We start from the raw sequence: 12,275 nt of genomic DNA, 5'->3' as shown, positions 1-12,275 counted from the left end.
CAAGGCTCTTTCTCTGTAAAGGTCGAAGGGGCTTCAGGCGGGCAGCGCCACGGCCCTGCGACGGGCGGGTGCAGGCGTGGAGGCCGGGGAGGCGTCACGCAGTTGCGGCACGGCACGCGCGACGGCCAGCGCGATGCGCTCGCACAGCGCCGGGTTGGCGATCTCGTAGCCCTCGAAATCCTTCTCGACCGCGTAGACGCCGATGGGCAGCGTGCGCGCCTGGAAGAAGCTGAAGAGCGGGCGCAGCTGGTGGTCGATGACCAGCGCATGCCGGTCGCTGCCGCCGGTGGCCGCAAGCAGCACGGGCTTGTCGGTCAGCGCTTCGTGGTGAACGAAATCGAACAGGTGCTTGAACAGCCCCGTGTACGAGCCGCGGTACACCGGGCTCGCTACCAGCAACAGGTCAGCCGATTCAATGGCCGCAATGCTTTCTTCGACCACAGCGGGCAACTGGTTGCGATAGAGCACACCGGCGAACTGCGGGCCGATCTCGCCGAGCGAGATCACGCGCGCATCGATGGCGACTTCATCGCCGAGCGCAGCCAGCAGCTCATCGACCAGCACCAGCGTGCGCGAGGGACGTTGCAGGCTGCCGGAGACGGCAACGACTTTCAGTTTTCGACTCATGGTGATATGACCTCTGTTTGGAAGCTGCGATCAATTCACAGCGCACTGGATATAAGCGAATGGCATGCCACCTTCTTTTCCCTTATGAATCAACAAGTTAGAAAAAAATGGTGGCTTGCACTCATGCTGAATCGGCAGCAGGCTGCGGGTGGGTTGCTGACGGGGCAGCAGCGCGCAGTCCATAGTTGTTTGGCGCGTATAGGTATGCGCACACCAAATGAACGCCGGACAGCAACCCGAGGGGAAACCTGCTTCTCACGCAGCAGCCGCCGCGGGCGCCTGAAAGCACAACGGGCCTGCGACGCGAGGTCGCAGGCCCGTTGCATCGGACGCCAAAGTTCAGGAATAGAAACTGGGTTGCGGCACGCGGGCATTGAGCGCCCAGTCGCCGAGCTCGCGCAGCTTGTAATCCACCGGATCGTGCAACGTGTGAACGCGCAGGTTGCGCCAGTAGCGGTCGAGGCGCAGCGCCGCGGTAGTGGCGCGCGCGCCCGTCACTTCGAACATGCGGTGCGCCACCTCTAGGCTCGCGCGTGTGCTCGCGACCTTGGCAGCACCGACCGCCACAGCCACCTGGCCGCGCTCGCGCTCGTCGAGCGAAGTGCCACGCAGCCAGGCCTGGTCGAAGGCCGCAGCCGCCTGGTCGAGCAGCAGGCGAGCGCCCTGCAGCGCGAGCCAGAAGTCGCCGTAGTGCGTGAGCACGTAGGGATCTTCGTTCGCGGACGAGGCTGTCGAGAACAGCCAGGGACGGCCTTGCTGCAGCGTGAAAGACTTCGCCTCTTCGAGCGCGCCTTCGCCCAGCCCGAGGTAGATGTTCGCCAGGATCAGCTGCGCCAGCAGCGGGCGCAGGCAGGCGAACGGCGTCGAGAGCGGGCCGGGGTCGAGCAGCAGTTCGTTCGCGTCGACGCGAACGTTGTCGAACAACACGCTGCCGCTATCGGTCTGGCGCTGGCCCATATTGTCCCAGTCGCCCTGCACCGCAATGCCTGCGCGCTGTGTGGGCACGACGCCGATCAGCAGGCGGTCGTTTGCATCGAACGCCGAGGCGAGCAGCATGTCGGAGTCGCTCGCGCCGGAGCAGAAGCTCTTGCGGCCCGAGAACACATAGCCGCCATCGACCGCCTGCGCGCGCGTGGACTTTTCGAGCGGGTTCAGCGCATTGCCCCAGAACCATCGGTGCGCGCGGGTCTGCTCGATCCACGGCTGCCACTGCGCGCGTTGCGCGAAGAGCTGCGTGGTCGCGAGCAGCAGGTGATGAAAGGCGAACAGGTGCGCCACCGAACTGTCGACGCGCGCAAAGCCGCGCACCACGTCGAGCGTCTGCTGCCAGCTTGCGCCGAGACCGCCGAGTTCGGTCGGAACGCTGAGCATGAGCAGGCCGCTGGCCCGCAGCAGGTCGCGCTCGGCCTTGGGCGTGCCGCCGCGCTGGTCACGCTCGACGGCGGTCTGTGCCAATGTCTGCGTGATGCGCTCCGCGGTCGCGTGCCACGGCACGACTTCGTCGCCAGCCTCTGCAGAGAAGTGCTTCATGCGGCGGCCTTCTCGCGCACGGCTTCATTCGACGACGACGGCACGATGTCGTTGGCGATCACTTCGCCGAAGGGGCCCGTGATGTTGGCCTGCCCCGCCGGGCGCACATGGTCGAGCGGCAGCAGCGGGAACAGCAGCTCGGCCACGCGGTACGCTTCTTCGAGGTGCGGGTAGCCCGAGAAGATGAAGGTCTCCACGCCGAGCGCGGCGTACTCCTGGATGCGCGCCGCCACCTCTTCGGGGCTGCCCACGAGCGCCGTGCCCGCACCGCCGCGCACCAGCCCCACGCCGGCCCACAGGTTGGGCGACACCTCCAGCTTGTCGCGCCGCCCGCCGTGCAACGCCGCCATGCGCTGCTGGCCCACCGAGTCGAAGCGCGAGAAGGCCTTCTGCGCGGCCGCGATGGTGTCGTCGGTCACATAGGAGATGAGCTCGTCGGCGGCGCGCCATGCGGCTTCGCTGGTCTCGCGCACGATCACATGCAGCCGGATGCCGAAGCGCAGCGTGCGGCCATGCTTCGCTGCCGCAGCGCGGGCCTTCGCGATCTTGTCGGCCACGTCCGCCGGCGGCTCGCCCCAGGTGAGGTACACGTCGACCTGCTCGCCCGCGAGCGCAATGGCGGCATCCGACGAGCCGCCGAACCACAGCGGCGGATACGGCTTCTGCACCGGTGGATAGAGCGTCTTCGCGTTTTCCACGCGCAGGTGCTTGCCCGAGAAGTTGACCGTTTCGCCCGCCGCCACGCCGCGCCAGATGCGCAGGAACTCGTCGGTGACTTCGTAGCGCTCGGCATGCGTGAGGAAGCTGCCATCGCCGTGCTGCTCGTCTGGGTCGCCGCCAGTCACCACGTTGATGAGCAGCCGGCCATCGGAAAAACGATCGAGCGTCGCGGCCTGCCGCGCCGAGACCGTCGGTGAAATGATGCCGGGACGGATCGCCACCAGGAACTTGAGGCGCTCGGTCTGCGCCGCGAGCGACGAGGCGACCACCCACGAGTCTTCGCAGGAACGTCCCGTGGGAATCAGCACGCCTTCGTAGCCCAGCTCGTCGGCGGCCTGCGCCACTTGTCGCAGGTAGCGATGGCTCACGGTGCGCGCGCCGCGCGAGGTGCCGAGGTAGCGGCTGTCGCCGTGCGTGGGGAGGAACCAGAAAAGTTGCATGCATCAGTTCAGCAGTTAGCGTGCCAGTCGCCCTGCCTGCGGGAACATACCGAAACGCGCGATTTCTGCTGCTCCAGCAGCAGCCAAGCACCACATCTGCTGCGCGCGACACATCGGCCTCAGCGCATTGCTGCCATGGAAGCAAAACGAGGATCGATAGACGGATCGCATCGTTGGTCGGGCACGCCTTCGCCACGAACATGCTGCTGACGCAGCAACTGTGCTGCCTGCACACCACCGAGGGCTGCGTGAGTTCCGTTCTTTCCATTCCGGTTTCCGAATCGCACCGCGACATCGCACGCGAACTCATGAAAGGCTTCGCCGCGACCGCGGTCGAACGCGACGAGCGCGGCGGCACGCCGAAGACCGAGCGCGACGCGCTGCGCGACAGCGGCCTGCTGGCCCTGAGCATTCCGCACGAGTTCGGCGGCGGCGGCGCCGACTGGCGCGAGACACTCGACGTCGTGCGCCTGCTCGCGCAGGCCGACAGCTCGATCGCCCACGTGTTCGGCTTCCATCACTTGATGCTGGCCACCGTGCGGCTGTTCGCGCGGCCCGCGCAATGGCAGCCGTGGTTCGAGCAGACCGCGCGCCGCCGCTGGTTCTGGGGCAATGCTCTGAACCCGCTGGACGACCGCACGGTGGCCAGCGCGCACGAAGGCTGGCGCGAGTTCACCGGGCAGAAGAGCTTCTGCTCGGGCGCGCTCGACTCCGAGATGCTCATCGCCTCGGCGCGCGAAGCGGGCAGCGGCGCCTTCATCGTCGCGGCGGTGCCCACGGCCCGCTCGGGGATCTTCGTGGCGCCCGACTGGAACAACATCGGCCAGCGCCAGACCGACAGCGGCAGCGTGACCTTCGAGAAGGTGCGCGTGGAGCAGCACGAGGTGCTGGCCGACCCGGGGCCGCTCTCGACCCCGTTCGCGTGCTTGCGCCCCCTGGTATCGCAGCTCGTGCTGGCCAACATCTACCTGGGCATTGCAGAGGCGGCCTTCGACGACGCGCGGTACTACACGCTGCACGAGTCGCGCCCCTGGCATGCGGCCCAAGTGGCGCAGATGCACGACGACCCCTACGTGTTGGGCCACTACGGCGACTTCTGGGTCGGCCTGGAGAGCGTGCGGGTGCTGGCCGACCGCGCGGCCGACCGGCTCGACGCGGCATGGCGGCGCGGCCCGGCGCTCACCGAGCGCGAGCGCGGCGACGTCGCCGTGGCCGTGGCCACCGCCAAGGTCGCGGCCACGAACACGGGTCTGGACATCTGTACGCGCATGTTCGATGTGGCCGGCGCGCGCGCGACGCACGGCGGCCTGCGGCTGGACCGCCACTGGCGCAACCTGCGCACCCAGACCTTGCACGACCCGGTGGCCTACAAGCTGCGCGAGCTCGGCGAATGGGCCCTCAAGCAGAACTACCCCGTACCGACCTTCTACTCATGACCGCCTACACCCGCCCTCTCGCTGTGCTGCCGCCGGCCAATGCTGCCCCCGGATCGGACGAAGACTGGGATGCGCCCCCCCCGCCCACGCTCCTCACGCTGCCCAACCCGCGCAAGCTCACCACCTCAATCCGCGCCACCGCCCAAGTGTTCCAGGACCCACGCTCGGCCGCGCTGCTCGAGCGCATCCGCATGGTGGCGCCCAGCGACGCCAACGTGCTCATCATCGGAGAGACCGGCACCGGCAAGGAGCTGATCGCGCGGCATGTGCACGACCTGAGCCGCCGCAGCGGCAAGCCTTTCGTGGCCGTGAACTGCGGTGCCTTCTCCGAGAGCCTGGTCGAGAGCGAGCTCTTCGGCCACGAGAAAGGCGCCTTCACCGGCGCGTTCTCGGCCAAGACAGGCTGGTTCGAGGCGGCCAACGGCGGCACGCTGTTCCTCGACGAGATCGGCGACCTTCCGCTGTCGATCCAGGTGAAGCTGCTGCGCGTGCTGCAGGAGCGCGAGGTGGTGCGCCTGGGCTCGCGCAAGAGCGTGCCGATCGACGTGCGTGTGGTGGCCGCGACCAACGTGCGACTGCAGGACGCAGTGGCCGCCGGCCACTTCCGCGAAGACCTGTTCTACCGGCTGCACGTGGTGCACCTGGCGCTGCCCACGCTGCGCGAGCGGCCCGGCGACATTCTTCCGCTGGCGCGGCATTTCATTGAGGAGTACCGCCAGCGGCTGGGCTATGGCGCCGTGCGCCTCGATGCGAGCGCCGAACACAAGCTCTCCGAGCATGCCTGGCCCGGCAACATCCGAGAATTGGAGAACGTCATCCACCACGCGTTGCTGATCTGCCAGCACAGCGTGATGAGCGCCGAGCACCTGCACCTGTCGTCGCTGAACATCCAGCGCCGTTCGCCGGACCCCGAGCCCCGAGGCAGCGCCACGCCGCAACAGGCGCTAGAAACCGTGCTGCGCGACCTCTTCAACGAGCCGAATGAACAGTTGTTCGAGCAAATCGAGGAGGCCGTGATGCGCACCGCCTTCGAGTTCTGCCACCGCAACCAGGTGCAGGCGGCCAAGCTGCTGGGCATCAGCCGCAACGTGCTGCGCTCGCGCCTCATCAAGAGCCGGGAGATTTCGGCACTAAAGTAGGCGCACCGACTGATGTTGCAGAGCTCGCCAGCGAGCCGCTGCTGGAGATGGGCCCAATAGCGCCTCGATCACGCGCCTGATCGACGCCATGATGCTCAACCAGAACGACGAATGCTCGCACAACCTTCGCCACATGTAGCTTGAGGGTCTGCAGAACCTCAGTGATGCCCACCCACTCGCCTGCCCGCTGTGGCTCGCTGATTGCCGCGTCCCTCAGCCTTCTCCGGGCTGTGGACCTACACCACGGAATGGGACGCGGCCAAAGAAGTGCAAACTCGGCATGATCTCGATGTCACCTCACCAACAACTTGAGCAATGAAAACACTCACCTTCAAAGCAGCCTCCTTCTTGACATTCAGTCTCGTTAGCCTGGCATCTCTAGCCCAACCCACCTCAATTGACTTGATTGAAGTCACTGTTCACAAAGGCGGAAAAATCCTTTCAGGACCAGTCCTACTTGCGCTCGAAAATTCGAGCGCAGCCTCGGCAAGAATCCTCACAGTCGGTCAGGTTGAAGTAGCCTGCAATGCAGACCAGCCCCGAAGCATGAAGGTGGTTGATCGCGAACTGGGCGTTCGCCTGAATGCGGCCCGGAACAACGGCGCAATCCAGGTCGACGTACAGATACTGGACTTTGATGAGCAACATCTTCCGGAAAACGGCCACTTGGAAAAGTGCTCTGCAATTTCTCCATCGGCGCAGCGAACAGCGGTAACACGATTTACAGTTCCGTCCAGCCCTAAACCTATCCTCCAGATGAATGCTGACGTCGGACCGGGTTTTCATGTGGTCTTGACGCGATCTCGCATAGATTGATCGCATGAATGCACAGAGACATGGCCTTTGGGCATCGCGCCCCGCTCGGGCTCTCGAGTGAATCGACGAGATGTTGAACTTTCATCCTGATACGTGGATGCCGTCTACCGTAATGCTCAGCGAGGAAACCACCGTGCGCCTACCGGCGCACCGCTATGACGATGGGCGGTGAAGCACAGCTTTGCGTCCTTCACGAATTCGTAGACAGTCGGCCCCAACACTAAGGACAACCGCGTGGCGCTGATCAGGCCGACATTGACAGCCAATGTCATCGATATACGGTACTCCGAGCTCTTGCCAATGCTCAGCGCTGTGGGCGACATATTCGCCGCTCGGGCGAAAATGATCGTGCCGATGGGGCGCGCTGTTCGGCTACACGCCATCACCAGCGCCTCCTGCCGACTCACGCTAGCGCGCTCTGCCTTGGTGGCGAGAGCTCGACCAGAAGGAACGAATTCTTCGCCGCCATCCCAAAGAGCAGCAATCAAAGGCTCTCGGGTGCGCCCTGTGTCATCACAAGCGGCTTAGAGGGTGTAGACGAAATCAACTGGCCTGAAGCTTGCATGCCATGTTGCCATCCAACAGGAGTTTGCGATGGCAAGGCAAAGGCAATTGGGCGATGAATCGAAGGCAGTGGACCGTGGAGGGAGGCCACCAGCACTGCTTCCCGAGCAGGTCGCTTTGCTACTGACCATCGTCTCGCAGATGCCGCATGCGACGTTGGACGAATTGGCGTCGGAGCTTGAGCATCGAGGTGCCGTGCGCGTGTGCGCGGCAACGATCCGCAGGGCCTTGCGCGCTCAAGGCATCGTGCGCTTGATGCCAAAGCGCAAAGCCCTCGAAGGGCCGCCGCCTAAAGCGTCGGCACTGAAACGCTACGGCTACACCGGAGCCCATCGACGTGAAGCAGGTCCGCACTACAGCACCGACCTGACCGATGCTGAATGGGCACTGATCGCCGATCTCTTCGAACGCCCGCAGGGGGAGCGAGGCGCGCCGCCGCGCTACGAGCGCCGGCACCTTGTGGATGCCTGTTGTTATGTCCTGCGCACAGGCTGCGCCTGGCGCCTGCTGCCCGTGAGCTTTGCACCATGGCAGGCGGTTTACAAGGCCTTCGTGCGTTGGGTCCAGGCCGATGCCTTCGAGCGGATGCAAGACCGGCTGCGCCAGCAGTGGCGTGTGCGCATGGGGCGCAATGCGGAGCCGACCGCGGCAATCATCGATGCCCAGTCAACACGCTCCTCGCCGCAGGGCGGTGACAGTGGCTTCGATGCGGGCAAGAAGGTCAAGGGCCGCAAGCGCCACTTGGTGGTGGACACACTCGGATTGTTGTTGGCCGTCACGGTGACTGCGGCCAACGTGCAAGACCGCGATGGTGCCGCACAGATGGTAGGGCAGGCCTGCGCGAAGGCGTCTACCATCGAGCGGCTCTACACGGACGGTGCTTACGGTGGCAAATGTGCGCAGGCCATCGAGCACGTCCACGGCATCCGTGTCGAAGTCGTGCGCAGGCCAGGCAATCGCTCGACCGGGAGGCTGCACGATCCGCAACAGTCCCTCTGGCCGCAGCCGGTGGCTGGCTTCGTCGTATTGCCCAAGCGATGGGTGGTTGAACGCACTCACGCCTGGAACGAACGCTGGCGCCGCATGGTCATGCACCACGACCGCAATACCTCTATCTCCACCGCATGGGTCTGGCTTGCCGAGGCGCGTATCCTTCTCAGCAGACTCGCCAACTTCAGTTGATTTCGTCTACACCCTCTAAGGCGCTAAGCGAAGCGGGTGCCAAAACTGCCATGTACACCAATGATGCGATGGTGAGTGGGACGCCCACGGCATTGGCCAGCAGTGACAACAGCGATGTCTTTGCTGTTACCACTGGGCATCCGAACATGACCGGAGACATCGGCGATACGGTGAACGGCTTCAAGAAGAAGTTCAATGACGACTATTACTACTTCACAACCTACGACGGATTGAAGTTGCTCGGCCAGGCTATGGCGAACGCGCAGTCGACCAACCCCGTAGCTGTGGCCGCCGCACTCGAGGGGCTAAGCATCAAGAGTTACTCGGGCGAGATCACGATGCGAAAGTCAGACCACCAGTTGCAACAGGCAATTTTCATTACGCGATGGCAGAAGGCCGACAAGAAGAACGCGTATAGCGTCGAGAACACCGGCTACACGTTCGCACCGGTCAAGCGGATCGAGGCTTATCAGGCTAGCACGCCGACTATCTGTAAGATGAAAAGGCCTTCCTGAGCGCGTTGGTCAAAACGATCTCAGTCGCGGCTACGTGGAAATGTGGGCTGCAGGAACTATGTCGACTTGACAGGCTTGCCTAGGATCTCCAGGGCTTCCTGAGAGATCTGCAGCCAAAGTTCCTCTTGCATGATGCCTGCCTTCAGGACGAGGTGCTGCAGGTGTCGCTCGCGACTGAGACTCCTATCAAGGAAGTCCTGCTGCTCAATCCGCTTGTACAGATCAAGCTTGTCGCGGTGTAGGGCCAATCGCCTTGCGATTTCGCTCTCTAGCCCGCAGGGGCCGATTGCTGCTTCGGCACGCAGGCGAACCATCAGTTCGTCGCGCAGGGGTTTCGGTTCCTCTTGCTCAACGACCCAGCGTTTGAGTTCCTTTCGGCCCGCCGGAAGGATTTGGTACTGACGTTTGCGCCCGCGACCAGATTCGGCTGCAAGAGCTTCGACCCAGCCTGCCTCCTCTAGGCGGGCGAGTTCCCGGTAGATCTGTTGGTGTGTGGCGTGCCAGAAATAGCCGATGGAGCGATCGAACCGTTCCGCGAGTTCTGAGCCCGAGCACGGGTGTTCGATCAAGGCGGTCAAAAGAGCATGGGGTAACGACATCGCGCAGTGGGCCGCAGCAGCTGGAAAAAGGCTGCATCTTGCCTTAATCGTCTTTTCGCCAGCTATCCACACAGCGCGCATGCTGTTTATGCAACCAGTTGCACAAACTGGTTGGATGATCTATATTTATGCAACCAGTTGCACAAATACGATGAAAAGAGACGTTCATGACTCACTTCCCTCACCTGAATAAGCCCCTTGATCTAGGCTTTACCACGCTGCGTAACCGAGTTCTCATGGGGTCCATGCACGTCGGGCTGGAGGAGGTCCCAAACGGCTTTGAGCGCATGGCCGCTTTCTATGCGGAGCGGGCTCGAGGTGAGGTCGGCTTGATCGTCACTGGTGGTATCGCTCCCAACGAGCGTGCTCGCCCCATGAAAGGCGGTGCCATGCTGACGAATGAGGATGAGGCGGAGCATCACCGCATCGTCACGAAGGCGGTACATGCCGAGGGCGGCAAGATCGCGATGCAGATCCTGCATTTCGGGCGATATGCCTACCAACCCGAGCTGGTTGCGCCTAGCCCCCTGCAGGCTCCTATCAATCCCTTCGTGCCGCACGCTCTGACGGCCGATGAGGTCGAACAGACCATCGACGACTTCGTGCGCTGTGCCGCGCTGGCTCAATACGCCGGATACGACGGCGTGGAGATCATGGGTTCCGAGGGCTACCTGATCAACGAGTTCATTGCGGCTCGTACGAACCGTCGTGACGACGATTGGGGGGGGAGCTACGCCAACCGCATGCGATTCCCGGTCGAGATCGTGCGACGCACGCGCGAGCGAGTGGGCCGGAACTTCATCATTGTCTACCGCCTGTCCATGCTCGATCTGGTCGAGGGCGGCTCCACCCTGGAAGAGGTGATCGAGCTCGCGCAGGCGATTGAGGCTGCGGGAGCGACGATCCTCAATACCGGTATCGGCTGGCACGAGGCACGTATTCCGACCATTGCGACCAAGGTGCCGCGCGCAGCCTACGCCTGGGTCACGAAACGGGTCATGGGAAAGGTGGGCATTCCGCTCGTCACCTCCAATCGCATCAATACACCCGAGGTGGCCGAGCGGCTGCTGGCTGAGGGCTACGCGGATATGGTGTCCATGGCCCGCCCGCTGTTGGCCGACGCGGATTTCGTGCGCAAGGCTCGCCAGGGCCGCGCTGATGAGATCAACACCTGCATCGGTTGCAACCAAGCCTGCCTGGATCACACCTTCGGCGGCAAGATTACGAGCTGCCTGGTCAATCCACGCGCCTGCCACGAAACCGAACTTGTCATCGAGCCCACGCAGGCGCGCAAGCGTATTGCCGTGGTCGGTGCCGGCCCCGCCGGCCTCGCCTTTTCGATCACGGCGGCTCAGCGTGGCCATGACGTGACCCTATTTGACGCGGGCATCGAGATCGGCGGCCAGCTCAACATTGCCAAGAAGGTGCCTGGCAAAGAAGAGTTCTACGAAACGCTGCGGTACTTCCAGCGCCAGCTCGAACTGCAGAACGTGACCGTGAAGCTCAATACGCGCGTCAGTGCCGATGAGCTCGCCGGCGCTGGCTTTGATGAGGTGATCCTCGCCACGGGCATCCAGCCGCGCATTCCCGCAATCGACGGTGTGGAGCACCCCAAGGTCTTGAACTATCTGGACGTGCTGCGCGACGACAAGCCCGTGGGCGAGCGCGTGGCGGTGATCGGCGCCGGCGGTATCGGCTTTGACGTGAGCGAGTACCTGACGCACGTTGGTGAAAGCGGTGCCGTTGCCCCTGCGAAGTTCTACGAGGAGTGGGGCGTCGACACGGCCTATGCACTGGCCGGTGGCCTGGGCCGCGCGCAGGTCGAAGCGCCGGCGCGCCGAGTACATCTGCTACAGCGCAAGTCCACCAAGGTGGGTGACCAGTTGGGTAAGACCACTGGCTGGATTCATCGTACGTCATTGAAGGCTCGCCGCGTCGCGATGAGTTCGGGGGCCTCCTACGACCGGATCGACGATGCGGGGTTGCACCTGACTGTGGACGGCGAAGCTCAAGTGCTTGACGTGGACAACGTCGTGCTCTGCGCTGGCCAAGAGCCACTTCGCGAGTTGTATGACGGCCTGTCTTCGGCAGGCTGTTCTGTACATCTCATCGGTGGCGCGGACGTGGCCGCCGAGCTCGATGCAAAGCGAGCCATCTTGCAAGGTACCAGCCTCGCGGCGCGACTCTAACGCGCGGGGTCGCCACCGCAATTTTTCTACTACTACCACTAAGGAGATGCCCCATGTCAAAGCCCCCGGAAAACACACTTCCTGCTGTCGCCAAGTCGCTCAATTTCTGGCACGAGATGATCGCCAAGAATGATCTTGGTGAACTTCACACCATCGTTCACCCGGACGCGGTGTTTCGTTCGCCCATGGCGCACACCGCCTACACCCCGGCCCCGGCGCTCGCGCTGGCGCTGTCCACCGTGATCCAGGTGTTCGAGAACTTCACCTATCACCGACAACTCGCTACCGATGACGGCCAGAGCGTTGTGCTCGAGTTCAGCGCGGACATCGGCGACAAGAAGCTCAAGGGAATTGACTTCATCCGCTTCAACGAATCGGGGCAGATCGTGGAGTTCGAGGTGATGGTGCGCCCGATGAGCGGCCTGCAAGCATTGGGAGTGGAGATGGCCAAACGCCTGGCCGACAAACTGCCGGCGTTCAAGGTCAAGGCCTGAGAAGCTGCAGCACAAACAATCAAG

General features: G+C 63.5%; 11 protein-coding genes. 7 read left to right on the top strand and 4 right to left on the bottom strand.

Features of this window, described 5'->3' with window-relative positions; translation table 11 throughout:
• Positions 1 to 33: 33 nt before the first annotated feature.
• The 3 genes from msuE to ssuD all read right to left on the bottom strand — a co-directional run bounded on the left by msuE (position 34) and on the right by ssuD (position 3,317).
• A complete protein-coding gene (gene msuE / locus ACAM42_RS06185) occupies positions 34 to 627 on the bottom strand; it encodes an FMN reductase (RefSeq protein WP_369631412.1) in 594 nt (197 codons plus the stop codon).
• A gap of 339 nt (positions 628 to 966) precedes the next feature.
• On the bottom strand, positions 967 to 2,157 hold the full coding sequence (locus ACAM42_RS06180; RefSeq protein ID WP_369631411.1) for an acyl-CoA dehydrogenase family protein: 1,191 nt from the start codon (positions 2,155 to 2,157) through the stop codon (positions 967 to 969).
• Entirely contained in the window at positions 2,154 to 3,317 is a 1,164-nt protein-coding gene (ssuD, locus tag ACAM42_RS06175) for an FMNH2-dependent alkanesulfonate monooxygenase (RefSeq protein WP_369631410.1), read from the bottom strand. The genes ACAM42_RS06180 and ssuD overlap by 4 nt, the downstream gene beginning before the upstream one ends.
• Positions 3,318 to 3,625: 308 nt before the next feature.
• Here ssuD and ACAM42_RS06170 point away from each other — a divergent pair, with 308 nt between their 5' ends.
• The 5 genes from ACAM42_RS06170 (at position 3,626) to ACAM42_RS06150 (ending at position 8,969) form a co-directional block, all read left to right on the top strand.
• The gene (locus tag ACAM42_RS06170) at positions 3,626 to 4,753 is read left to right on the top strand and encodes an acyl-CoA dehydrogenase family protein (protein WP_369632728.1); all 1,128 of its coding nucleotides are present in this window, start codon (positions 3,626 to 3,628) and stop codon (positions 4,751 to 4,753) included.
• Positions 4,750 to 5,892: a sigma-54 interaction domain-containing protein gene (locus tag ACAM42_RS06165; RefSeq protein WP_369631409.1), complete on the top strand. Its 1,143-nt coding sequence runs from the start codon at positions 4,750 to 4,752 to the stop codon at positions 5,890 to 5,892. Before ACAM42_RS06170 ends, ACAM42_RS06165 begins: the two co-directional genes overlap by 4 nt.
• A gap of 315 nt (positions 5,893 to 6,207) precedes the next feature.
• Positions 6,208 to 6,708, top strand: a complete 501-nt coding sequence (locus ACAM42_RS06160; RefSeq protein ID WP_369631408.1) for a hypothetical protein — start codon at positions 6,208 to 6,210, stop codon at positions 6,706 to 6,708.
• A 594-nt stretch (positions 6,709 to 7,302) separates the two neighbouring features.
• Positions 7,303 to 8,454 (top strand): IS5 family transposase, encoded by a 1,152-nt coding sequence (locus tag ACAM42_RS06155; RefSeq protein WP_369631401.1) that lies wholly within the window; start codon positions 7,303 to 7,305, stop codon positions 8,452 to 8,454.
• Positions 8,455 to 8,504: 50 nt separating this feature from the next.
• Positions 8,505 to 8,969: an ABC transporter substrate-binding protein gene (locus tag ACAM42_RS06150; protein WP_369631407.1), complete on the top strand. Its 465-nt coding sequence runs from the start codon at positions 8,505 to 8,507 to the stop codon at positions 8,967 to 8,969.
• A gap of 56 nt (positions 8,970 to 9,025) precedes the next feature.
• On the opposite strand, the gene ACAM42_RS06145 is transcribed toward ACAM42_RS06150, so the two are convergent.
• Positions 9,026 to 9,568: a PadR family transcriptional regulator gene (locus ACAM42_RS06145; RefSeq protein ID WP_369631406.1), complete on the bottom strand. Its 543-nt coding sequence runs from the start codon at positions 9,566 to 9,568 to the stop codon at positions 9,026 to 9,028.
• Positions 9,569 to 9,735: 167 nt separating this feature from the next.
• On the opposite strand from ACAM42_RS06145, the gene ACAM42_RS06140 reads away from it, so the two are divergent.
• Positions 9,736 to 11,757, top strand: coding sequence for an FAD-dependent oxidoreductase (locus ACAM42_RS06140; protein WP_369631405.1), 2,022 nt, complete (start codon positions 9,736 to 9,738; stop codon positions 11,755 to 11,757).
• Between the two features lie 53 nt (positions 11,758 to 11,810).
• Positions 11,811 to 12,251: a nuclear transport factor 2 family protein gene (locus ACAM42_RS06135; protein ID WP_369631404.1), complete on the top strand. Its 441-nt coding sequence runs from the start codon at positions 11,811 to 11,813 to the stop codon at positions 12,249 to 12,251.
• The last annotated feature ends 24 nt before the right edge of the window (positions 12,252 to 12,275 follow it).

This window comes from Variovorax sp. V35 (assembly GCF_041154465.1).
In the GTDB taxonomy this organism is placed as follows: domain Bacteria; phylum Pseudomonadota; class Gammaproteobacteria; order Burkholderiales; family Burkholderiaceae_C; genus Variovorax; species Variovorax boronicumulans.
This window is presented reverse-complemented; position numbering and strand designations above follow the sequence as displayed.